This window comes from Sporocytophaga myxococcoides DSM 11118 (assembly GCF_000426725.1).
Classification (GTDB): domain Bacteria; phylum Bacteroidota; class Bacteroidia; order Cytophagales; family Cytophagaceae; genus Sporocytophaga; species Sporocytophaga myxococcoides.
In genome coordinates this window covers 553,815-577,140 of sequence record NZ_KE384560.1, presented here as the reverse complement: position 1 = coordinate 577,140, position 23,326 = coordinate 553,815, and the positions used below count along the sequence as shown (strand labels likewise).

The 23,326-nt window shown below is 34.5% G+C and carries 20 protein-coding genes; 3 read left to right on the top strand and 17 right to left on the bottom strand.

The window, feature by feature from the left end:
• Nucleotides 1-3: 3 nt before the first annotated feature.
• On the bottom strand, nucleotides 4-1,353 hold the full coding sequence (locus K350_RS0120625) for a hypothetical protein (RefSeq protein WP_156027118.1): 1,350 nt from the start codon (nucleotides 1,351-1,353) through the stop codon (nucleotides 4-6).
• 456 nt (nucleotides 1,354-1,809) lie between these two features.
• Between K350_RS0120625 and K350_RS0120620 the strand changes: the two genes are divergently transcribed.
• Nucleotides 1,810-3,447, top strand: a complete 1,638-nt coding sequence (locus K350_RS0120620) for a S41 family peptidase (RefSeq protein WP_028981514.1) — start codon at nucleotides 1,810-1,812, stop codon at nucleotides 3,445-3,447.
• Between the two features lie 235 nt (nucleotides 3,448-3,682).
• Here K350_RS0120620 and K350_RS29740 read toward each other — a convergent pair whose 3' ends face one another.
• Nucleotides 3,683-4,885 (bottom strand): serine hydrolase domain-containing protein, encoded by a 1,203-nt coding sequence (locus K350_RS29740; protein ID WP_028981513.1) that lies wholly within the window; start codon nucleotides 4,883-4,885, stop codon nucleotides 3,683-3,685.
• Between the two features lie 189 nt (nucleotides 4,886-5,074).
• Here K350_RS29740 and K350_RS29735 point away from each other — a divergent pair, with 189 nt between their 5' ends.
• Nucleotides 5,075-5,923, top strand: a complete 849-nt coding sequence (locus tag K350_RS29735) for an outer membrane beta-barrel protein (RefSeq protein WP_051313422.1) — start codon at nucleotides 5,075-5,077, stop codon at nucleotides 5,921-5,923.
• Nucleotides 5,924-6,119: 196 nt separating this feature from the next.
• A complete protein-coding gene (locus K350_RS0120605; protein WP_028981512.1) occupies nucleotides 6,120-6,755 on the top strand; it encodes a class I SAM-dependent methyltransferase in 636 nt (211 codons plus the stop codon).
• 16 nt (nucleotides 6,756-6,771) lie between these two features.
• On the opposite strand, the gene K350_RS29730 is transcribed toward K350_RS0120605, so the two are convergent.
• From K350_RS29730 to K350_RS0120530, 15 genes are all read right to left on the bottom strand, one after another.
• Nucleotides 6,772-8,421, bottom strand: coding sequence for a hypothetical protein (locus tag K350_RS29730; protein ID WP_051313419.1), 1,650 nt, complete (start codon nucleotides 8,419-8,421; stop codon nucleotides 6,772-6,774).
• 6 nt (nucleotides 8,422-8,427) lie between these two features.
• Nucleotides 8,428-9,819 (bottom strand): undecaprenyl-phosphate glucose phosphotransferase, encoded by a 1,392-nt coding sequence (locus K350_RS0120595; protein ID WP_028981511.1) that lies wholly within the window; start codon nucleotides 9,817-9,819, stop codon nucleotides 8,428-8,430.
• Nucleotides 9,820-9,878: 59 nt separating this feature from the next.
• Nucleotides 9,879-11,108, bottom strand: coding sequence for a WcaI family glycosyltransferase (locus K350_RS0120590; protein ID WP_028981510.1), 1,230 nt, complete (start codon nucleotides 11,106-11,108; stop codon nucleotides 9,879-9,881).
• Between the two features lie 116 nt (nucleotides 11,109-11,224).
• Nucleotides 11,225-12,229, bottom strand: coding sequence for an acyltransferase family protein (locus K350_RS33125; RefSeq protein WP_028981509.1), 1,005 nt, complete (start codon nucleotides 12,227-12,229; stop codon nucleotides 11,225-11,227).
• Entirely contained in the window at nucleotides 12,222-12,827 is a 606-nt protein-coding gene (locus K350_RS29725; RefSeq protein WP_051313593.1) for a putative colanic acid biosynthesis acetyltransferase, read from the bottom strand. The genes K350_RS33125 and K350_RS29725 overlap by 8 nt, the downstream gene beginning before the upstream one ends.
• Nucleotides 12,828-12,866: 39 nt before the next feature.
• Nucleotides 12,867-13,916: an acyltransferase family protein gene (locus K350_RS0120575; RefSeq protein ID WP_028981508.1), complete on the bottom strand. Its 1,050-nt coding sequence runs from the start codon at nucleotides 13,914-13,916 to the stop codon at nucleotides 12,867-12,869.
• Nucleotides 13,917-14,155: 239 nt separating this feature from the next.
• Nucleotides 14,156-15,103 carry an acyltransferase family protein gene (locus tag K350_RS0120570; protein WP_028981507.1) on the bottom strand — a complete coding sequence of 316 codons (948 nt, stop codon included), beginning with the start codon at nucleotides 15,101-15,103 and terminating at the stop codon, nucleotides 14,156-14,158.
• 78 nt (nucleotides 15,104-15,181) lie between these two features.
• A complete protein-coding gene (locus K350_RS0120565; RefSeq protein ID WP_028981506.1) occupies nucleotides 15,182-15,964 on the bottom strand; it encodes a glycosyltransferase family 2 protein in 783 nt (260 codons plus the stop codon).
• A gap of 10 nt (nucleotides 15,965-15,974) precedes the next feature.
• Nucleotides 15,975-17,126, bottom strand: coding sequence for a glycosyltransferase (locus K350_RS0120560; RefSeq protein WP_028981505.1), 1,152 nt, complete (start codon nucleotides 17,124-17,126; stop codon nucleotides 15,975-15,977).
• Between the two features lie 15 nt (nucleotides 17,127-17,141).
• Entirely contained in the window at nucleotides 17,142-17,804 is a 663-nt protein-coding gene (locus tag K350_RS0120555; RefSeq protein WP_028981504.1) for an acyltransferase, read from the bottom strand.
• Nucleotides 17,805-17,806: 2 nt separating this feature from the next.
• On the bottom strand, nucleotides 17,807-18,964 hold the full coding sequence (locus tag K350_RS0120550) for a glycosyltransferase family 4 protein (protein ID WP_028981503.1): 1,158 nt from the start codon (nucleotides 18,962-18,964) through the stop codon (nucleotides 17,807-17,809).
• A 7-nt stretch (nucleotides 18,965-18,971) separates the two neighbouring features.
• Nucleotides 18,972-20,324, bottom strand: coding sequence for a hypothetical protein (locus K350_RS0120545; protein ID WP_037576506.1), 1,353 nt, complete (start codon nucleotides 20,322-20,324; stop codon nucleotides 18,972-18,974).
• Nucleotides 20,325-20,381: 57 nt separating this feature from the next.
• Nucleotides 20,382-21,620, bottom strand: coding sequence for a glycosyltransferase family 4 protein (locus K350_RS0120540; RefSeq protein WP_037576503.1), 1,239 nt, complete (start codon nucleotides 21,618-21,620; stop codon nucleotides 20,382-20,384).
• 9 nt (nucleotides 21,621-21,629) lie between these two features.
• On the bottom strand, nucleotides 21,630-22,223 hold the full coding sequence (locus K350_RS33005; RefSeq protein WP_037576500.1) for an acyltransferase: 594 nt from the start codon (nucleotides 22,221-22,223) through the stop codon (nucleotides 21,630-21,632).
• Complete coding sequence (locus tag K350_RS0120530; protein WP_156027117.1) at nucleotides 22,223-23,326, bottom strand: glycosyltransferase family protein; 1,104 nt, start codon at nucleotides 23,324-23,326, stop codon at nucleotides 22,223-22,225. The genes K350_RS33005 and K350_RS0120530 overlap by 1 nt, the downstream gene beginning before the upstream one ends.

The window sequence follows — 23,326 nt, the reverse complement described above, 5'->3', positions numbered from 1 at the left end:
CAATTAATATTCATATACCCAAATATCTGCCCAATTACGATTCACTTCTGGATTGTGATGAAATGCAGTCACCTTTTTAGGATTCCGTTTTAAAAGAAAAGGCCCTTCACCTATTGTTATGACTTTTCCCATTTTTAGTCCACCAATCTTATCTTTATCTAACTCCACACTATAAAACTTCCCTTTCACCTTTTGTGCCTCAAGGTAGTAATTTATCGATTGAACAGAAATAAGATTTAGGGAACCTTTTTTACCATCTTCTATCTCATCCACATACATTTTTGCCTGAGCTAGAGCTGTGGGATTCATATGTTGAACAACAAGATAAACGGTAATACTGATATTTGTAAACAGAAATACCAGAACCATTAATTTGGCTGAGAGATAATTATAGTTTACTATAAAATAAATAATACCATAAGAAATCGTAATCAGAAAAAAAGGGACAAGAGGTAAAACATCTATAGATCCATAATATTGATTTGGAAAGATAATAGCCCAGATAGCATATAGCCCCAAGGTTCCTGAAATGACATAGTTTTTCGCTCTTGGATAGTCAAAGCTTAATAAAATGATGATTCCAAAAAAAGTACAGAAAAGAATTCCTACAGAAATGATGAGTGTAAACGGACTTCTGTCAATCCAAAAACCTCCCAACCCATCTCTCCAAAGATATTCGATAAAACTAAATATCTGAGTTACTTTAAAATTCATTAACCCGAATATGAAATAGTTTTTTGTGTAATCAGCGGAAAGATTAAGAAAATCTGTCCATCCCGTAGCAATAATAACAGGCATAAGCCATATCAAAATTCCTATTAAAAAGTACCCCAGACAAGGAAGGAATTTATTATTACTAATAAAAGCATAAACAATAGGGACTATCAAAAATGGGAAGTAAACCAATTTAATACCTAGCACCAATCCAGCAGCAAAACATCCTTTATAAACCTGCTTTATTTGATAGTGATCAGGAACAAGGTAGTAAAAACATGCCATCAATCCAGCAACAGCCAGGACATCTGGCAGATACCTGTTACTTGCAAGCCAGATCGCCTGACTAAAGAATATCAGCAATGCTGTAAGGCCTCCTTCTAAAGATACTAAAGGAACCTGAAGAACATTTAAAGTAAAATAAATAAGTAAAAAAAGCCCAAGTGCTCCAATTATGGAAAATGCAACCGGCAAATTACCCGTAATAATATATACAGCCTTTGTGACTGCGACAAACAAAGGGGCTCCGGCATATTGTGCTTGAGAAAGCGCCCAATCAAAATCCATCACACTTAAAGCGTAACGAAGATTTTCTACATCCTCCACATAGTAAAGTGATGTGAGAATCCTGCTAATCAAGCACAGCAAAAGAAGGATAATATTTGGAATATAAATTCTCAAAAATAAAAATATTATATATTATTATATTACAATTTTTTCCAAAACTAAGCAAATTAAATACATCATTTGTAACGATAAGTATAAATTATTTACGGATAAACCGAAATAAACGACCTTAATTTGCTTAATTCTGAATGATTAATATAAAAGAACATTTATACTCAAAGAGAGAGCAAAATCGAAAGATATTCAACAAAGGTTGTATGAAACTCATTTTAATAAATTTACTACAATCCTTTTTTTTAATACAGCTTTCTATTCCATATATTAACCTTTACATTCATCAGTTTGAATAAACGTAGGGAGAAAGTATTAACAAACTGCAAGAATATATGATTTGAATATCTTAAATTAATAACTTTACAAGCGATAATTGGTTATAGAATGTACAACAAATAGTTAAATTTTTTACACGTGACTCAAAAAACGAATCCAAGAAAATACTACAAATTCCCAATTTTTCTGGCACTAGCTGTGATTTGTGGAATCTTTATCGGTGCTGTTATGAACAGCGACGGAAGCAAGAATAATATTACCCAGAGCTTTAAAAGGTATTATGAAATTCTCAATTATGTAGAAAATGATTATGTTGATACAGTCAACATGGATGAGCTGGTGGATTTTTCCATAGTAAAAATGCTGGAAAAACTGGATCCGCACACAGCATATATTCCCAAAAAAGATATTGACATCGCCAGATCTCAGCTGGAAGGAGACTTCGAAGGAATCGGGATTGAATTTAATATTATCAAAGACACTATCTACGTTGTCGCTCCTATTAGTGGAGGACCATCTGAAGCTGTTGGATTAATGGCTGGAGATAAAATAGTAAAGGTCGATGATAAATCAGTTGCCGGAGCGGGCATCACTAATGGTGATGTATTCAGCAAACTCAGAGGCCCTAAAGGAACTAAAGTTAAAGTCACAATTGTAAGAAAAAATGCCAAAAAACCTCTGGATTTTGTGATTACGCGTGATAAAATACCAACTTATTCCGTGGATGTATCTTATATGGTGGATCAGACAACCGGTTACATAAAAGTGAGTAGATTTTCTGCAAATACTTATACAGAATTCAAACAAGCACTTACAGGTCTTAAAGCGAAAGGTATGAAACAGCTGATTATAGACCTGAAAGATAACCCAGGAGGTTACATGGACAGAGCTACAAGAATTGTGGATGAGCTTTTGGACGATAGAAAACTGATTGTTTATACAGATGGAAAGGATCCTCGGTATGACTCAAGGATAGAAGCTTATATGAATGGTGATTTTGAAAAAGGTCCTGTTATTGTATTGATAAATGAAGGTAGTGCCTCTGCTTCAGAAATCGTTTCAGGTGCATTGCAGGACAACGACAGAGCTCTTATTGTAGGCAGAAGATCATTTGGAAAAGGGTTGGTTCAAATGCCCATTCCGCTGAGTGATGGATCAGAACTAAGGCTGACAATTTCCAGGTATTATACACCAAGCGGAAGAAGTATTCAAAAGCCATATGATAAAAATAATACTGATGATTATAGCTCCGATCTTCTGAAAAGATACCAACATGGGGAATTTTTCCATGCGGACAGTATTAAATTCAACGACTCATTAAAGTATAAAACCACGAAAGGTAGATACGTTTATGGAGGTGGAGGTATCATGCCGGATATCTTTGTACCAAGAGATACTACTGCATTTACCACCTATCTTGTTGAACTGTTTAATAAGAATATAATCAGAGAATATACTCTTGACTACTTTTCAAATAATAAAGAGGAACTTCAGAAAATGACTTTTGAAGAATTTAAAAAATCTTTCACTGTTACAGATAAAATGCTGAAAGAAGTAGTTGATCTGGCTACAAGGTCAGGAGTGAAATATAAAGAAAGCGACTTTAATAAATCCAGGAATATGCTTAAAAATAATATCAAAGCATACATTGGAAGAAGCGTTTGGGGTAATAGCGGATTTTACCCAATCATTAATGAAACTGATGAAATATATCTTTCGGCACTGAAGCAATGGGATAAGGCAAAAGAAATTGAATCTGGAAAAAAGAAGAAATAAAAAATTGAAAGTTTAAAGTAAAGGGGCCGAGCAATCGGCCTTTTGCATTTATAATTTATCTACCACAAAACGGTTGCGTAACAGAATGTCGGATATCTCCACTATAAATCGGGTTCTCAAACCAAGGAGACCTTATGTAAACAAAAGAAAAAAGGTTGCCAATATTTAAGCAACCATTTCTTTTACAGTTTTCGATTAATCACTTTCCTGCTCTCGCTATCTATCTCTTTGATATCTAAAACTCTGGCTCAAAACCTCTATCCTGATAAAGGACAGAAATGATCTGTTGTGCAAGATATTTCACTCTTCGACTGCTGGTATTATTTAAAATAATAATACAGTTATTATCCTTTGTAAACCTTATGATGCAAGTATTAGCTCCTCTCCAATGACCAAAATGATAGACAATATCAGGTTCATTTTTTACTTTTCTCCAACCAAATCCATAATTTATGCGCTTACCATTATTTAAAACCGAATATTCGAAAGCTTTTTTTATGGTGGAATCTGCCACTAAAATATTTTTTGCCAAAGCACGATCCCATTTAAACAAATCAATTGCAGAAGAATAAATCCCCTTTTCTCCAACCATTCCATTTCGAAGATCATTTTCATCAGAGCTATGCCCTCCCCTATAAGGACCATATATTCTAACTCTATTCCTTATTTTTCCTTCATCATTTATATTATAAACAAAGGAGTTGTTCATCCCTAAAGTCTTGAAAATTCTTCTTTCGATAAATGATTCATAAGATTGTTTTGATACCCTTTCTATGATTTCAGCAAGAAGTACATAATTACTGTTGTTATAAGAGAATCTACTTCCAGGTCTGAATTGCACGGGTGGATGAAAATTTTTATAGATGTATATCAAATCCTTGTTTTTGGCAATCTCACAGCTGTCCCAATAACAGAAAAAATTAGGAAGATAATTGAGAATGTTGGGCACTCCTGAACTGTGATTCAACAAGTTTCTGATTTTGATATCCTTATATGGAATTTCCGGCAGGTATTTTTGAATATCGTCATCTAAAGAAATTTTCTTTTCTTCACTTAGCATCATTATTCCCATAGCAGTAAACTGCTTGGATACAGATGCTAGGTGAAAGGAAGCACTATCAGAAAGAGGCGTTTTTTTTCGCCAATCAGAAAATCCATAAAAATTATCATAGATGATTTTCCCATCTTCAGCAACCAAAACACATCCATTAAACTGTTTTGACCGTCCAAGTTTTTGCACTAGGTCTTCTATTTTCGCGGATTTTGTTTTTTGGGATTGTGTTAGGTTTACACTCAGGGTATAATAATTCTCTGCAACTTGTACATTATTAGAAATATCACTTTTATTATTTAAAAAGGACAATTGCCCCTGTGGTCCCTTTGAGTCACACCCACCCAAAAACAATGCAACCAACAGTAAATGAATGAGTTTTCTCATAAATACATTTGAAACGTTAACAAAACCTGCGAAAATCCGTATATGATTTTGCTTTTATCGGGTCTATTCTAAGAAATATTTAACCAAAACGGTTTAATTTGGTTTTTAATTCAAATATGTTATTAAAAATTGATTATTATTAATTTCAAACTGGAAAAGAATTTTCAGTTTTTTGATCTTTAAGACAAAATGAAATCAAAGAAAAAACTTTACATTTTTACAATATTTTGTTTATTGTTTTCCCATTTGGGTTTCTCTCAAGCAAAGCATAACAGGCTGGTAAACAGATCAGGATATTTAATGCAGGAGAAGCTTAGCGTTACAGCTCAACTGGGGCTTTCATCTTACTATGGTGATTTGTGTGATAAATTTGACTGTATGCAGTTCCGTCCAAACTTCGGAATTGGCATGGCTTACAGATTTAATCCAAACATTTATGGAAGAGCTGAAATAAATTATGTAAGGCTAGCATCTAAAGATGTTCATGAAAATAGAAACCTTGATTTCAGATCCGGAAATCTCGAAGCTTATGTTGCAGGGGTTTATGATTATTATCCTTATACTAAGCATTTCAGACGTAGAAAACTTATTAACCCCTATGCATTCTTAGGATTTGGAATTACCTATTTCAATCCTTACGGTTCTCTGAACGGGCAGTGGTATAAACTCAGACCCCTGCATACAGAAGGTAAATCATATAGCCCTGTTACAGCAATTATACCAGTTGGTTTGGGTTTCAGAATCAAATATACAAGACAATTAGAGTTTATGGTTGAAGGTGGATACAGATTCACTTTCACAGATTATCTGGACGATGCAAGTTCTTATAAATTTCTGGATGACAGCCAGTTTACTGATCCTGTAGCCCGAGATATTTCGAATAAAATAACATCAGGAGAAACTCAAAATTTTCAGAGGGGCAATCCTAAAAGAAACGATGGATATTTTGTATTCCAGGTAAAAGCCAGATATACCTTTGTTACGAATATTAACAATTTCAGAGGCAGAAGTCCAAGATTCTTGAGAAAGACATACTAGTGATTTGTGATTACAATCAACTAATTCCTAAAAGCCACGAAATAATTTTCGGGGCTTTTTTATAAATTTTAATTCTATCCCATTTAATTTTAAAATTATCAAATCTTTGCAACTTTTTTTAAACAATATCTCTTATTGAGAGGATCATCTCTTTTTAAATGAAATTATTAATTAAGTCAATTTTCAACAAAATTTTATGAGCGATTATCAAGATTACAATTGGAGTGCAACAGAAGCATACTCCACAAATTATATCTTACCGAAGATTATTGATCTTCTTGATAAAAATAGGAATAAATGCATTTTAGATCTTGGTTGTGGAAATGGTCAAATGACAAAAGCTATTTTAGAAATGGGATATGACATTTATGGAATTGATGCCTCTGAAACTGGAATAACCATTGCCTCCAAAAGTCACCCAAACAGGTTTTTCCTTCAGGATATTTCAGACAATAATCTTCCAGTTGAAATCCAAAATAAGAAATTTGACACAATCATCTCTACAGAAGTGATTGAACATATATATAATCCCTATCAATACATATCCTTTTGTTCTAAAATATTTGAGAACAATCTAAATGTAGGCCAATTAATTCTTTCCACTCCTTATCATGGCTACTTAAAAAATCTAGCACTGGCAATAGCAGGAAAAATGGATTTTCATTATAATCCTTTATGGGTTGGTGGTCATATTAAATTCTGGTCAAAAGATACAGTTTCGAAATTACTTACAGATAATGGTTATGAAGTAAAAAACTTTAAAGGAGCTGGACGATTTCCTCATTTTTGGAAATCAATGATTGTTGTTGGTGAGTTGAGCAAGAAATCCTAGATTACATCTCAGATTCTTAAAAGTCATAATAAAAATTCTGCAAATTAGTAGAAATACCAATAGAATAATAGTGAGTCTTGTTATTCGGCTCTCCGTAACCAGTTATTGTCCTGTTGACATAACTTAAAGTCAACCGCATATTAGTTTTAGGATTTATCAAATAACCTGCTTTAAACTCCAAATAATGCAGGTTACTTTTTGGTCCTTGGGCCGGATGTTTGGCATAAGGAAACCTGTAATTCACCCCGTTATACACTCCACCATAATCGGGGATAAAAATATTCTTTCCATAACTCACATTTCCAGTATCTACCCCATACTGAGCATGGATATATTTTACTTCTGTAAAAAATCTTTTATATCGATAATCTACAATTGCCACTAACTCTCTAAAATTAGCACCAAGAGGATGTGCAAGAGCTTGATTATAATGGCTGTAATTCTGCTCTATCGTCCGATGAGAGTAAGTATATGGCATTACTACATTATATTCCCCCTGTAAGGCAAGATTCTTTATTTTCAAAGGATCAAATATCCTTGTACCTATCTGATAACCATATTTCTGTTGATAGTTGTAATTTTTATTTTTGAATTCATCCAGCTTAAAATCATCAAGAATAAATTGCCCGTACAAATACCATTTGCTGTTTATCTTATATTTCAAATTTAAACCCATTAGAGCATTGTCTGAACTTCCTTGTGAAAATTCAACAGATCTGTAAAATATTATCGGATTAAGATAAGCAACATCATAGCCTCTTTTAGAGGTCGAGTCTCCTCCAGGCCAGATAGTACTTTCAAAAAAACCAACTGTCAGAGACTTTCCTACATCAATGCTGAGGTAATGAAATGTTCCGAATTTTTTGGGATAGCCAGTACCTTTACCGTTCACAACTAGCTGACTTCCCCTTATATCCTGGAATTGTGTAAAAAGGTTTACATATTTAATCTTCCAAACCGATGTGGTAATTTTTAAAAATGGATAAGCAAAAGAATTGTCCGAAAGCAATAGAGACCTATAACCGTCTCCAATAAAATTCTTTCCCTGACCAAATTGAAAATTAAAATACCTACTTGGCGTATAGGTTACCCATCCATATGCCATATTATAGTCATATGCTCTTGACAGTTCACCAGGTTTAAATGGTTTTGACTCTCCTTGTCCTGGTACAACTTTGTATTCAGTGATGAAGGTATCTATGTAAGGTGAAAAAGTTGCCTGATTTTCATAATACGATGTATAAAATGATACCCTTTTTCCTATTGATCCGAATACCTGAATGCCACGTGTATTGGTATAAACCTTTTTCCCAGAAACTGTTTCTCTTCCTAAATCTACGTTTAACAATGGATCTGCATGAAGGACCAATCCTGCTGTATCAATATTTACCAAGTGTCTATTCAGCAGGTTATCTGCTATCCGCCCAACCAGTCTTTTCCTTGAAATATTAAACGGCCTGAAATCATACAAAGAATCTGTATTGATTAGGGTATCAAGCTCTGCAGAATAATAGGGTTTTATTGCAGTATGAAATTCAATTTTCTTTTGGGCGAATGCTCTGTCATAAGGAAGGAGGAATTCCCTGTTAAGAGGCAAAAAATCTTGAGCTTGCAACTGTCCCGCAAAAAAAATAAATACAATAAACAGAAATCTCAAATAGCTCATATTAAATTATTTGGCATTTTCTTCGCCTCTTATCATATTAAATACGGTGAGAAAGATTATTTGAATATCAAGCAACAAGCTCCAGTTTTCTATATACCAGACATCATATTTTACTCTCCTGATCATTTTTCTTGGATCCTCAGTTTGACCTCGTAGTCCGCTTACTTGAGCCCAGCCAGTTATTCCGGGCTTCACAAGATGCCTTACCATAAAACGGTCTACTATTTTGGAATATTCCTGAGTATGTTTAAGCATATGAGGTCTTGGCCCCACAACAGACATATTACCGATGAGCACATTAAAGAATTGGGGCAATTCATCCAGATTGGTTTTCCGCATAAACTTACCAATTTTAGTAACGCGAGGATCTTCTGCTGTTGCCTGTTTTGAGTCAGCTTCCTGATTTACCTTCATAGAGCGGAATTTATAGCAAGGAAAAACCAGATTATTCTTTCCAGATCTTTTCTGAATAAAGAAAATAGGTCCTTTTGAGCTAAGCTTTATAAGTATAACAAATAGAGGGAATAACCATGAAAAGAGGAACACAATTACAAATAGGGAAAAGAGTATATCAAAAGTCCTTTTAGCAAATCTGTTCAGAACATTTTCCAATGGTTCTTTTCTAATAGTCAGAATAGGTACAGAACTGTAAAATTCCAGATTAACTTTCTTGCTTAAAAAACCTCTGAAGTCCGGTACTATTTTGAATCGTATTAAATTATTATCAGAAAACTCGGCTAATTCTCTTATCAGCTTTGAAGAATTTAGAGGAAGAGCACAAAATATTTCATCTATTTTAAATCGTTTGGCGACAGTGGGCAAATCACTGACTTTACCTATAATCAAATTTTTATGTAGACATTTTTCCGGATTATCATCGAGAAACCCCAGAAATCTATATCCTGCAGAATTTTCTGATCTAAAATAATTTAGCATGGAATTACCTGCTGAACCAGCGCCAATGATAATTACATGCCTAAAGTTCGCCCCTTTTCTCCTATATCTTTTTAGCAAATAATAAAAGCCAAGCCTCCAGAATACCATTCCAACAATACAAATTGCGTATGAAAGCAGTAGATGACTTCGGGAATAATAATATCCGTGAATAATGGCAATGAATGAGAAGATTGTAAGAGCATGAAGGACAAGAGCCTTGAACATATTCCACAAAATTCTTTCTATTCTGGTAAAACGTTCAATATCATAAATCCTAAGCAACAGGACTATTACCATCCAGAGAAGGTTCAGTAAGATTGTCAAAAAGACAAAATGATCGTTATATCCTAGATAATATCGCAGTTTTAAATAAAGATAGGACCCGAGAAATCCAGCATTCAAAATTGCCAGATCGCCCAATAAACTTATTAACTTTAAAAACCTGCTGTAACCTTTTCTCATTTTGAGCTGCTTGCTCTTTTTGGACTATATTATTCGGGGCGAAGATAAAACAAAATTCTTTACGATTGACCTGAAATAACGTTTTGAAAATTGCTCAATATCTCATCTTTATTCAGATATTTCAATGCGTATTTTCGCGCATTTTCCTTCTTCTGTATATTTTTTGAAGGGGAATCAATCGCATTCTCTAATATTCTGATCAAATCTTCTATATTTTCTGGTTCAGCGAGCCATCCTGCATTTGTTTCTCCAATCATTTTATGCAATGAAGAATTCTCCACTGCGGTGACAATGGCGCATCCGCCTGCAGAAAGGATGGATAAGAGTTTTGATGGTAGCAATAAATCAGATGCTGCTTTTTTCTGTAAAACAAGATGAAAATCTGCAATAGCAAGAAATGCCGAAAGCTTTTCATAAGGCTGAATAGGGAGAAATGTTATATTCTTTAAACGATTTGCTTCTGTTTCTTTCATCAATCGTTCTTTTGCAGCACCTTCCCCAGCGAGTACTATTTTCACCTCAGACTTGTTTGCAAATTTTTGAGCCATAGGTATTACAGCCTCAAGCCCTTGCTTTTCGCCCATATTCCCGGAATACAAGATGATAATATCTTTCTCCTCAAACCCTAATTCTCTGCGCATAGATTCCTCTTTTGACATAGGTCTAATAAAATCAATATCAACCCAATTAGGTAGCATGATATATTTTTCCTCAGAAATTCCTTTCTCAAGAATTTTCTTTTTCATGCCTTCACTAATCGAAGATACAGAATTTGCCTTTCTGAGAAAAAAACGTTCTACGTGTTCAAGAATATATAGTAAACGTTTATTTTTTATTAAACCTAAATCTCTGGCTGCATCTACCTGAAGGTCCTGAATGTGGAATACCCATTTAGTTTTATGAAATCTAGAATATAAATACGGCCAGATACCTATGATCAATGGAGGATAGGGAGATATAACAAGATCATATTTCTTAAAAAGCGCTTTGAGCCACCAGACTGAGGAGGATAATAAAAAGGAAAACTCATGCGCAATTCTGGTTGTCCCCGTCACTTTTTCAGGAACGTAAAAAAAAGTTCTTCTGACTTTTACTTTATTGATTGTTTCGGTAAACCACCATCTACCCTGATAGGCTTTTTTAATCTTCCATTCAGGATAATAGGGCATGGAAGTTATTACCTCTACATCGTGACCTTGTCCGGCAAGCCATTCACACATTTCTCCTGTATACTTACCTATACCTGTTAACTCAGGCGCATAATTTATTCCAAATACTAAAATTCTCATTAATCTGCAAAATCCGGCTTTATTTCTTTCCTGACTACGAAATGGGGAATCAAGATATTATTTATTTCAGATATTTTAACGAAGAATCTATGTATTCATTCATTAAAACCCAAAATTTACTTTATCAGAACCCCGAGTTTAAGTTTTTCCAAAACTAAGGATATTGAAACGCATATGATAATTATAAGTGGAATTGAAATCAAAATATTTCCATTTTGTATCCTATAATAGATTGCCACTTTTTGAAACATGGTTATCACTAATGGATTTAGACAAAAAATTCCTAAAGAATATTTTGATACCATTCTTATTAAATTCTTTAAATGATCTGATATAATTATTTTCACCAAACTCTCCTCCATTAAAACCAATCCGAAAAGACACGTTGAAGCTATCAGTATTGAAACTTTGCAATATTCTTCTAATCGTCCTGTAATGGGATAAAAATGTTCTTCCAGGGAGATGAGCAATGGAAACGACATTAGTAATGCTACTAACCATACAGATCTCCGATATTTATGATTTCGGATGTTACTATAGTTTCTTGCTAACCAAATTGCGACAATTATATAGAATGTCCAATAAATAAAAAGCCTGTTACTGATTTTTAAAACCAGGGCATTTCTGTAGATCCCATAAAATAGAATCCAATAAATGATTAATGTTGAAACTCCTATAGCTAGCAAATAATATCCATTAATTAACTTAACTCTACGAATAAAAAAATAAATAATGGTAACCTGAAAGAGAATAAAAAAATAGTATTGCCCAGACCAACCGTATCCAAGAAAATGTGTCGTAAGAATTTTTAAGGGGGCAGTTTGTCTATGAGGAAAGATTAAGAAATAAACAACGCTCCAACAGATGAAAGGTATTGATAATCTTAATAATCTTTTTGATAGAAATGAGAGGCCGAGTTCCTTATGAATATTCGCTCTTTCGAATAAGAATACACTTGATAAAATAAAAATAGGTACACAGAATCTAAATATTTCGGAGTGGAATCTTTGTTCCTTAAAAAAGAATGAATAATGAATAAAAACAACACCAATTAGCGATAAGAATTTCAAAAAATGAATAGAGAATAGTTCTTCCTTTTCTCCTTCTGGAACTTTACTCATTTTTTATACTGACATCACCAATTTCAACAGAAACATTATTTCGCAATTTGATTCTACTCAAAGGATTTCCAGCATATACAAATCCTCCTTCAACACTCTTAAATACGGAACTCCTTGCCCCAACTACAGCTCCGCACCCAATAGTCACGCCAGGCCCAATAAATACGTCAGATGCAATCCAAGTCTCATCCTCAACCGTTATCTCTTTTGCAAAAATATCAAATGTAGTTTTTTCAAAATCGTGAGAACCTGTACATAAATAGGATTTCTGAGAGATTACAGCATTGCTTCCAATATTGATTTCTCCCAGACTATACAGTACCACATTATCTCCAATCCAAGAATAATCTCCAATGCTTAATTTCCATGGGTAGGTAGTTTTTACAGACGGCCTTATAATAACACCTTTGCCTATTTTTGCTCCAAATAGTCTGAGAAGAAAGCGTCTCCAGCCATATAAAATTTGTGGAGAAGGATTAAACAATAATGCTTCTACAATCCACCATAGCTGTACCACTATACCTGATTTGCCTCGGAAATTTGGGGGGATTACGAATGAATTAAGAGATTGATATTTGTTAGTATTTACTTTTGCCACCTTTTTAACCAAATTTTAGTAATCACACAGCTCTATACTCTATTTTTTTTCAACAACAAGAGCTTCTTGACGTTGAGAATCTCTTCTTTTACTATAGAAATCGAATAAGTAATAAATTAGAAGGGATAAAAGCAATTGACCTAGAATCATCACATATAAATTACTTACTTTATTTTGAGCCATTATGAAAAAGAATGTACAATGTGTTAAATACAATGGATAAGAAATATCGCCCAATAACTTAAATAGTTTTTTAGCTGTATTAGAAATTTCTGGAAACTTATGATTATAGGCAATGACTCCGTAAATCAAAATAACACAAAGAGCCTTTCCGACAAAGTCAAGAGTGTCTATTTGCCATAACAATTCAATTTCATGGTGCTTGAACCTATAAAGAGATTGAATTAAAATTGTAATCGATATATGACCTATTAATATTCCCCCAATAATAAGAAGTATTATCTTCCTTCTTTCCGGAAAAAGTGCTAATGCAAAACCCGAAATCCAAATAAACGATAAGAGGATTAAGTTTATACCAAACGAAGTTCCGGAATAATAATTCCAGTGAAATAATGTACGGCCACAAGTGTACAGGCAATAGGACATAAATGAAAAGCCTATTAAGAAAAATAATATATTCAACCTCACTTTCCTTAATAGTGGTGCAAGACAATAAAGCCACACTTCTGTAGATAATGTCCAAGAAACTCCTAAAAATGATTCACCAGAAAATATTTGATTTAAAAAAAATAAATTAATTGCAAATTTAAATAGTTCACTTGTTTCCCAAAAATTGGGTACAATTAATGCCTGGAAAATTATGCTGGCAAGAAATACAGGATATATACGTTTTCCCCTTCGTATTAAGAAATCTTTGCCATTATCCTTTTCTAAAGATGTTCCAATTGAAAAGCCGCTTATGAGTAAAAAGCCTAGAATAGCTTCAAATGCTCCAAAATAGGTATATAAGCCCCAATTGCCAACATCACAAAATTTTTTTAAATGCTCCATCATTACGATAGATGCCAAAAAGAATCTAGTTAATGCTAAAACGGCCCAATTTACTTTATACTCATTTACAATGTCCATCTCTTTTAATGTAAAAATTTATTTAACAACTTTAGATCTTTTCATCTAGTGATACCGGTTTTGTCATACAAATATTGTAGAACATTGAAGTTATTTTAGGTTAAGCAATCCTGTAAAGTTACTACGAACTTCTCAAGTTAAGTTTTTCCCTACTTCTTCCAAGTCCGTTAATAAACTTTTGGAATTTCATTTCCATCAGATAAGAAAATGCCCCAATCAAAAATAATACTAATAACACCCTAATATAAATGGAAAAGTGCGTCGGCAAATATGAAATTCCCATGATAAAAGGGTAATGATATATATATTCCATACGATATTGGGGCAATATGAGAAAACATCCCGAAAATTGGTTCAAAACCGATAAACTGAAATTGTTTCCAAGTAATGGCACATAGTATGAAAAATATTGAAACGAGAAAGTGTCTTAACTCAAGAACAGGATGTAAACCCATTTGAAGGGAACCAACATTTTTAATCACTGGAATTAACAGTACTAATGAAACGGTTCCTAAGCCTATGAGCAATTGAACAATATCTTTATATCTTATAGTGGTTTTAGTTAGATATAATTTAGCAAGTTCAGCTCCCACCCACCAAATTACCAGATATGTCAAAACCAAAGAAGCCGAATTTGGAAATAAGGAATATGAAATAACTCCTAATGCTGAAATTGCACAAACACAGATAAATTGCCTATTGAAAGGAATCTTTATAATAACCCAGAAAATCATGTAAAACCACCATTCATAACTCAGCGACCAAAGAGGTAAATTTCCATAGTACGGATTTACCCAAACCCCAGGCTTACCAGAAGAGAAATCCTGAAGGTTAAGTAAATTTCCAATTAGAACTCCACTTTGGACAGGCAAAATTTCTCCTGAATAGAAACAACTTGTGACGTATGACAATAGTAAAGCCAGAGTAAATAAAGGATAAATCCTTTTGAAGCGCTTCACAAAATAACTTTTAAAATCTTTAGGCTGATTTTCTTTAGAAAATATTGAATAATAAATAACGAAACCAGACATCAAAAAGAATAATATTACAGCTTCTTGCCCAAATCTGAATATGTAATTCAAATAATTGTATTTAAATGGATAAAGCTGGTTTATGTGATGAAAAACGACATATACTGCCGCAACCCCTCTTACGCTTTCTAATTTTCTTAATTTTGAGTTTGACATATTATAAAATTCTATAGAGAGAATCTTTCTATTATTTCTATTATTTGATTCTCTGTCCTCTGACCTAGGAGAGTTGATTCATGACTTATACTCTTCCCCCTCTTGATTAATCTTCTCAGCTTCAATCAACCTTAAAGTAAACATGATTTCTACCATTGTCCTTTGGAGGGTATAATACCAGCCATGCCACCCATCAAATATTAATCTTTTTACGAACAAGCAGTAAAAAAATACTAGAAAAGGAGCTAGCCATTTCAATTTTCTTATTTTATCAATTTTTCGTAGTTCCTTTTCATTTAAGATCTTGTGACATTCCTGGAGTGAATATTTATCTTGATTCCTAAACCAACGACTAAGATCTTTTCTGTCATCATGCAAAATTTCATTTGTAAACCGGTTTAGTGTGCCATCCAATAAAAGCCTGTGCGCATGCCCATCGTTAAAATATTGTCCCTTCTTAGTTTTGAATAAAATAATTCGGGGAGTTGTATTATCTGATCTCAATGGATATCCATAAACACAAAAGCGAAATGCGACTTCATAAGAATCAAATAATGGCTTAGTTAGGGCATTTTGAACTTCCCCTATAAGAGCATCCGTGAATACGTAATCTGCATCCAAAGACAGCGTCCATTCTGTATTGATCAGGCTTAAGCCATAATTGCATTGCTCTGCAAAAGAATCAAACTTTCTGTAAACAACCGAAACGTTAGAAAACTGATTTGCGATACCTAGAGTTTTATCAGTACTGCCACTATCAAGAATAATAACTTTGGGAACCCAGGTTAATTTTTCAAGAACTCTAAAGAGGTTAGACTCCTCATTATATGTAATTATTAATGCTGTTAAATCCTTATTCATTTTTAAAAGATCATTTATATACCTCCATCATCTTTTCTCCAATTTTTTCCCAATCATATGTTGCCGCATACTGTCTTGCGTTTTGTTGCAACATTTCTTTATTCATATCTAAGAATTTGGTGATTGAAGCGATTAAATCAGATTCAGTATTAGGGATCCAATCGCCACATTTATGAGAAACAAGCTCTTGCCACGGAGTATGAATACTAGTAATCACAGCAGTTCCAGAGGCTAATGCTTCTGCGATAACAATTCCAAAATTTTCGTTATGGGATGGTAATACAAACAAATCTCCCAATTGCAGAAAATTCACCTTGTCATCTTCATACATTGCCGGGAGCAGAAAAACACTCGCCTGAAGATCTAAAGATTTAATCAGTACATTTAAATTATCTTTTTCACCTTCATCTTCCCCAGCAATTAACAACAACAATTTTTGATTACTTTTTTCTGACAGTTTCTTAAATGCCTTGATTAAGATATCAAACCCTTTTTTCTTATGCAGCCTGCTCATTCCAATAATAATCTGATCTGCAACGACCCTTTGGCCCAAGATTTTTTCAAGAAAACTTTCTTTAGAAATAGGAAAGGCCTTTGAATACTGCTTGACGTGTATCCCTGCTGGGACTACTTCAACTTTAGCATTAGGATAGTGTTTTAATATCTCTTTCTTTTCCTGTTCTGCTGTAGCATGCCAGATTACTTTGTCTGCATAAGGTTTTATAAAAGCATCTAGCCAAACTCTTTTAAATGGCAACCCTTGATTCAGTATCCAATCTCCCATAACTCCATGTGGAGATAAGATTATTCTTTTCTTTAAACGGTTTGCCCAATATAAAGCAATAGGAGTAGGAGAATTAAAAATTGCATTGATATGGACAACATCAGATTTTTCAATATCCTTTTTAATATTCAAAAATAATGGAAGCGAAAACCTGTTTAACAAAGTATCATGATAATACCTGACTCGCATTCCTTTCTCAAATATTACTGCCTGCTTGGAATCTACCTCCAGATGGCTATGCATATTGGTATTTGTAGTGGTCACATTAACTTCTACTCCTTTTGCGGCAAGAGCTTTACATAAGTCTAATGAATAAAAAATCGTTCCTCCGAATGCAGTTGCAGGATAAAAAGAGGGGATTATAAAAGAAAGCTTCATTATTACACTTTATTATTATTGAACAAATCCAGTTGCTCGGGTAAAGTACTTTGCATCTTGAGAAATCTGACTGATTGCTTTTGCTGGAACACCGGCATACAATGTCCATGGTTCTTCAAAACTTTTATTAAGTAATGACTTTGCCCCAAGCACACTTTGAGAAGGTAGTTTTGCCCCACCCAGCACTACACAATTTGTACCCACAAATGTATAATCTCCAATTATAATTGGTAAACTATCCTGTCGATTTTCAAATACATCAATTGAATGTGTCAGTAATTGAGTTTGGTATCCTGCAATTGTGGCAAACCTGCCTATTGCAATTCGATTAGTACAATCAATGTGGTGATTCTTGGTAATTGCAGCCTCTTCTCCCATGTATAACTCTGCCTTTCTATTTGTTTGATGAGAGAAATGTATTGATTCAGTTTGGGTGCTAAGTCCAGTGATCCAATTATTTCTTCCAATTATTGAATTAGCTCGCATTTCAATAAGGTCCAGATGAATGGCTATAGTAAAATGATCAATGCGGGTACCAGGCCCCATAACAAGCTTATGAGGATAAACCCATGCTAAGCCAATTTTCGCTGAAGGATGAATTTCAAAACCAAAATATTTATTTAAAAACCATCTTTTAAGCTTCCACGGGAGCATCAATGGTATAAGTTTCTTAAACATTACTATCTGTCTGTATAAAGTTGAATGAACTCCCCAATTAATCGTGACTTTTCAAATCTAGCACAGTTATCAAATCCCTTTCTAATTAACTGATCTCTGAAAGACTTCTCAAGGACTTGTAGAAATGCATTTGCAAATTCAGCTGGTTTTTCAGGATCGGCATGCAATGCACTTCCTCCGCTCACTTCATTCAATGACTCTATTTTACTTGCTATAACAGGAGCGCCACATGCCTGCGCCTCTATTAATGGCCAGCCAAATCCTTCAGAAAATGATGGGAAAATAAAGGCTAGACAGCTGGAATACAATGCCACCAATGTATCGTGTTCAGGTTTCTCTACTGAAAAAAACCTATCTTTCAAACCAGATCCATCAATAATATTTTTCAATTCTTCATCTAATTTCTCACCTGCAAAACAAACTTTCCCATCCCATTTATCTCCAATATTTTTTAGCATGCCAATCAGAAGAGGCCTATTCTTTCTGGGCAGCGAGGATCCTACATGAAGGATAAACTCTGTATCAGGTAAAATATTCAAAAGCATTTTGCGCCTTTTTTCAACATCCATTGGCTCAAAGGATGCATTGTAAAAGTTATGAATGACTCTCCATTTTTTACCATTCTGATTATTCCTTTCTCCCGAGGCCAATTCATACAATTGATTTAAAGTAAATTGAGATACTGCAGTCAGTCTTTTTGCTTTTATTAAATTTGCAAGGATCCATTTTTGGAGAACTTTACCTGCTGGTGAAGCTGGGCAGTAAGCATCTTTAAATCCTAAAGCTCCGCGAATCGCCAGCACATCATGACAAGTGATTCCGCTTCTATTTAATGGCAAATGGGCAAGATATGGAGCATTTGAATGATCACAAACATGAAAGAATATATTCTCATCAGAATGCTTTATGCGAAAGATCAGAATTCGAAATTTTAAAACTAGAGGAAAGAGAATCCATTTATCTAAATAACCTAACCATTTCCCCAGTCCGGTAATAGTCGACTTAGACCAACGAGCAAAAAAAACTACTGGATACCAAATCTCTGCATGTATTCCAGCTTCAGATAAACCAATTTGCAGACTATTAGCATATCGGGCCATACTTTCTTGCTTGTCAAGCTTGTAATTTCCAATCAGGACAAACCTTAATAATCTACTCATAATCAATTCATATTTCACCTTCTTTTAAACTTGCAAGAAGTAAGCCACCTGTAAAAACTGCAAAACCTAGTGCGGTTGGCTGTGCCCATGTTCCCATCAACACTAAAGTACCACAAAGACTAAATAAAAGCCAAGGTAAATAATTCCCCCGATTTAAAACTTTCCATGCCTTTAAAAACATACTTAAAACTAGTGTGAAACGTATAGCAATTGCAGCAAAGCCTAACAATATCCCCATTTCACCAATGAGTCTTCCCCACTCTTCTTCAGAGATTAGAAAAACACTGTTTCCGGTCAATAAATTTGCAGCTACGTTTGTTCCCATTCCCAGCCCTGCTCCCCAAAAATCAATATTCTTATCATTGGTTAAAGCAAATACTGCCCCCCCAAGAAAACGATCAATTAATGTCCCTTCAACCCCACCCTCAACTTCCGATGCATTTGTAAAACGTTCTGTAAATGCTGTAATAGCTGTTTGGAAAAAAACCAACGTGCTTAGTATATATAATAAAACTGTACCAGTTATAAATGAACCTAAAATTCTAAAAAAGGCCTTAGGCCTTTTAGCTGTGGTAAAGATAGAAAAGATGGCTGTTACTAAAAATTGAAAGAAAACGGTCCGGCTTATCGTCAGCGGAATGGCAGCAAGCAGAGCAAATGTTGCAAGAATAAGAAACCAATTAGATATTTTATTGCTATTATCCAACCAAAAATAAAAGACAAAAACACTAACAAACCCATAAAAAGAGGATAAACCATTTGTAAAAGAAAAGGTCCCGGGAACTCTGAAATATCCTCCTCCACCTGTAAAACCAGATCCTTCCATTTCTCCGCCAATTCCTCTGTTTACCCAAGCTGTCTGTGGGCTGAAGAATTGGACAGCCACCAAAATTGTCATGCCAATATGCAGCCACAATAATACCTTACCGATCTGAACTACATCATCCTTATTAAACAGTTGACCTATTAAGAAAATTATGGGAAATTGTAAGAAAAAAATACGAAAACCGTACAATGCAATCATTCCGTTTCCATGTCCGAAAAATAAAGTGGTATACAATGAAATAATGGTAAGAATCCAGGCTAGAACAATATAGTTATTTAGTTTAAATAATCCTTTTTGTGAGGCACTGATCAAAAGCCAAATTGCTAAAGGATCCCGAACAACAAGCAAAGGAGTGGCAAGCCCAGGTAATACCCATTTTCTCAGAGCTCCTTCAAATATGAGCAGAAAAAAATATAGCCAGACACCTCTTTTTAGCATGAACAAAGAGTCAAATTTTCCTTCCTCATGGAGCTCTGTGAATTCTTTTTTTGATTCCAAAGAAGTAAAACCTGAAATAGCCTTATTCTCTCTCATAAATTAAACAACCATTAAATCTAATTAATTATATCCAAGCTTGCTATTTTAAAAAGTTTAGTCCGCTATGTCCTTAATTTTTTTTGCTAATTCCTCTCCATATGCGCTCCAAGGACGATTCATGGCGGTTTGCCTTGCGGCTTTCCCAACATCCGAAATTCTCCCTGGATTGTATAATATTTCCTCCAAAGAATTTATTATTGCTTCTTTGGAACCTGCTTCAATAATCCATCCGTTTTTTCCATGTTCAATCAGATCCGGTCCTGCTGTGCGGTCTGTAGTAATAACAGGAGTTCCTTGCGACATAGCTTCTGTAATCACCAACCCAAAACCTTCAAAAAGAGATGGAAAAACTAATACATCCTGTTGGTGCATAAGTTTTAAAATGTCACCATGTGATAAACTAGGTATCCATTTATGCTTATTCAGTGCCTCATTCAATGGTTGGCAATCCTCAACCAATTTATGCCCAACAACTGTTAAGTCAACAGCATCTCCTAAATACTCCACAGCATCAAACAAATATGCAATGCCCTTTCGTTGGGACAATCCACCAACAAATAAAATCTTTAGCGATTTATGGCTGCTGTATTTTTTAATTTCTCCTACCGGAGGAAAGCCATAAGGTATAACATCTATTTTGCTCAAATTGCCAGGATACTCCTGAAGTGTTTTTGCAGTAAAAGTACTCGCTACAAAAATTCTATCTGCAAGTCTTAGTTCCTCGTCTTTTTTTGACAATTTAGCCAAGGAGTCTTTAAAGCCAGTTAGTGTCCCTGACCATTCCGGCCACTTTTCCAACTCTGATTCCATCAATCTTTTGGCTGCTCTCCAATACCCAATTGGCAAATCATAAATGCAACATACTCCAATTTGTTTGGCTATTTCAAAGGAATAAAGTGCTCCATCTTCATAGGCATATATTGCATTAAAATGGGTGTTTCTTCTTTGTAGTCGTTTTCCTACATTCTTATCCATTTGGTGATAAACAGCATCCACACAAAAGACACCCTTTTCATGTTCAATAAAGGATGAAATACCTGCTTTAGCAGAAATCAACCTGCCCACTTCCCAAAAAGGTGAAGAATAAGTCAAATCCTTTAAACAAGTTTCAAAGGTTCTTCTGTTTATTTCAGAAAATGGTCCCGGTAATCCTGACAGTTTAGATAAAATGCCTTTAGGAAAAATTGCAATTGATGTATGAAACTCTTCTAATATGCCTGCCTCCTTCATACCAACCGCAGCTGCACGAACATTGGCATTTCCAGTTGGATGAGAAAGTATAATTTTATTCATATTAAATATCTATCCCTTTAACCATGAAGCATTGGAAGCCAAAAACTCACATGGGTTATAATTTAGTTCTTCAACACGCTTTTTTCCTGTAGATTTTGCAGGATTTCCCGCTACCACATCATAGGGTGCGACATTTTTACTCACCACTGCTCCAGCTCCCAATACAGCCCCACGACCAACATGTACACCTGGCAAAATTGTTACGTTGGTACAAATCCAAGCATAATCATCAATTATTATTGGCGCTTTTTTATGTTTCCATTCCGGATCAGAGATATCATGAGAAGCTGTAAGCAATATCGAACCATCATTTATACATACTTTTTCTCCAATTTGAATTTTATCGTGTAGGGCCAGTTCTACTCTCCCCAAAAAAGAAAAAGCACCAATTTTTAAATTTTTCTTTACTCCATCGGCTTTTACATCTCCTATTTCTGCACAAGGATGTATAAAGGCTCCTTTTTTTTGTAATCTATTTCGCACACGGTTGCGTCTCAATAGTTCTCCAATGCTTAACAAACGTTTGGCATAAGCTCTTAAGTATGCGACTGACCCAAAAGGAAACCGGGCTCTGTTCTTATATAAATATGAAAATTCAGCCATTATTTTAGCTCCTTTATAAACAATTCGCTTATATCCCTCAGTTCAAAAAAACTTCTATTCAGGGTAGTATTAATAGGGAATGATTTCTTTAAACTGTCAACTTTATAACAAACTACAGAATCAACCCTTATTTCATCCATACTTAACTTAGGGCTCCATGAACGCGCCACACATAATACAGGTAATGAATGACTGAGCATAGCGGCAACCGTACCACTTTTCTCCACCAGAAAATATGGGGTAGTACTAATACCTAAATCCGCTTCATGCAAATATTCAGAAATTTCTTTTGGATCACATTCGCCTGTTACACGATAAGGAATATCAAAGTCTTCCAATACCGAAGTCCACTCTTTACTAGTTTCTCCAGACCTTCCTATAAAAACAAATTTTAACAAACGTTTTTTTTCACTACAATATTCTTTCAATTCATTAATAAAAACTTTGACAGGGGCGCCACTATGAATACCTCCAAACAATATACAAGTATAGTAAGTTGAATCTATTGTTCTTTTTAAATTATCGCGATGAGGTATATTAGAGAAGAGAGGTAATAAGGAGGCATTATATCCTAAGTTATTCAATACAGCTTTGTAAACCTGCAATTGAGTATGAATTTGACTAGGGTTTAATTCATTTAGCAAATGAAGTATCAACAATCTTTGCACACTACCCCATAACTTCATTTTCAAGGAAGATTCCTTATCCATGCCTACCCATAACTCATGAAACATTATATGCCATTTCCTACCTTTAGACAGGCTCTTTAATTTACTAACCAAACCTAGGGGGAGGCCCTTATCCTGAAAAGCAAAGGGAACATATTGTAAAGAAAGCCAAGCTGGATTAAAATTATCCATAAATAAAGTAGCTTCTTTCATTCTTTTGTTCCAACTAATATTGTGCGGTAAACGCAAACACACTATGGAAGTATTGTCATCCTCTTGTACTTGGCAGCTAATGGATCTTGCATTTTTATCATTCAAAGCAATTATCCGAACTTCATTCCCCTTACGTATGAGCTCACCAGCCAATCTCCTGGTATAGTCACCAACTCCGTCACAGCCTGGTTCCAAAGAGCCACAAATAAAAAGAATTTTCAT

Excerpts from the sequence above, each read along its gene's own strand:
- K350_RS0120545 (WP_037576506.1), bottom strand. The coding sequence starts at position 20,324 with ATGAGAGAGAATAAGGCTATTTCAGGTTTTACTTCTTTGGAATCAAAA.
- K350_RS29735 (WP_051313422.1), top strand. The coding sequence starts at position 5,075 with ATGAAATCAAAGAAAAAACTTTACATTTTTACAATATTTTGTTTATTG.
- K350_RS0120565 (WP_028981506.1), bottom strand. The coding sequence starts at position 15,964 with ATGAATAAGGATTTAACAGCATTAATAATTACATATAATGAGGAGTCT.
- K350_RS0120555 (WP_028981504.1), bottom strand. The coding sequence starts at position 17,804 with ATGTTTAAGAAACTTATACCATTGATGCTCCCGTGGAAGCTTAAAAGA.
- K350_RS0120550 (WP_028981503.1), bottom strand. The coding sequence starts at position 18,964 with ATGAGTAGATTATTAAGGTTTGTCCTGATTGGAAATTACAAGCTTGAC.
- K350_RS0120570 (WP_028981507.1), bottom strand. The coding sequence starts at position 15,103 with ATGTCAAACTCAAAATTAAGAAAATTAGAAAGCGTAAGAGGGGTTGCG.
- K350_RS33005 (WP_037576500.1), bottom strand. The coding sequence starts at position 22,223 with ATGGCTGAATTTTCATATTTATATAAGAACAGAGCCCGGTTTCCTTTT.
- K350_RS0120540 (WP_037576503.1), bottom strand. The coding sequence starts at position 21,620 with ATGAATAAAATTATACTTTCTCATCCAACTGGAAATGCCAATGTTCGT.
- K350_RS0120530 (WP_156027117.1), bottom strand. The coding sequence starts at position 23,326 with ATGAAAATTCTTTTTATTTGTGGCTCTTTGGAACCAGGCTGTGACGGA.
- K350_RS0120605 (WP_028981512.1), top strand. The coding sequence starts at position 6,120 with ATGAGCGATTATCAAGATTACAATTGGAGTGCAACAGAAGCATACTCC.
- K350_RS0120560 (WP_028981505.1), bottom strand. The coding sequence starts at position 17,126 with ATGAAGCTTTCTTTTATAATCCCCTCTTTTTATCCTGCAACTGCATTC.
- K350_RS29730 (WP_051313419.1), bottom strand. The coding sequence starts at position 8,421 with ATGAGCTATTTGAGATTTCTGTTTATTGTATTTATTTTTTTTGCGGGA.
- K350_RS0120590 (WP_028981510.1), bottom strand. The coding sequence starts at position 11,108 with ATGAGAATTTTAGTATTTGGAATAAATTATGCGCCTGAGTTAACAGGT.
- K350_RS0120595 (WP_028981511.1), bottom strand. The coding sequence starts at position 9,819 with ATGAGAAAAGGTTACAGCAGGTTTTTAAAGTTAATAAGTTTATTGGGC.
- K350_RS33125 (WP_028981509.1), bottom strand. The coding sequence starts at position 12,229 with ATGAGTAAAGTTCCAGAAGGAGAAAAGGAAGAACTATTCTCTATTCAT.
- K350_RS29740 (WP_028981513.1), bottom strand. The coding sequence starts at position 4,885 with ATGAGAAAACTCATTCATTTACTGTTGGTTGCATTGTTTTTGGGTGGG.
- K350_RS0120575 (WP_028981508.1), bottom strand. The coding sequence starts at position 13,916 with ATGGACATTGTAAATGAGTATAAAGTAAATTGGGCCGTTTTAGCATTA.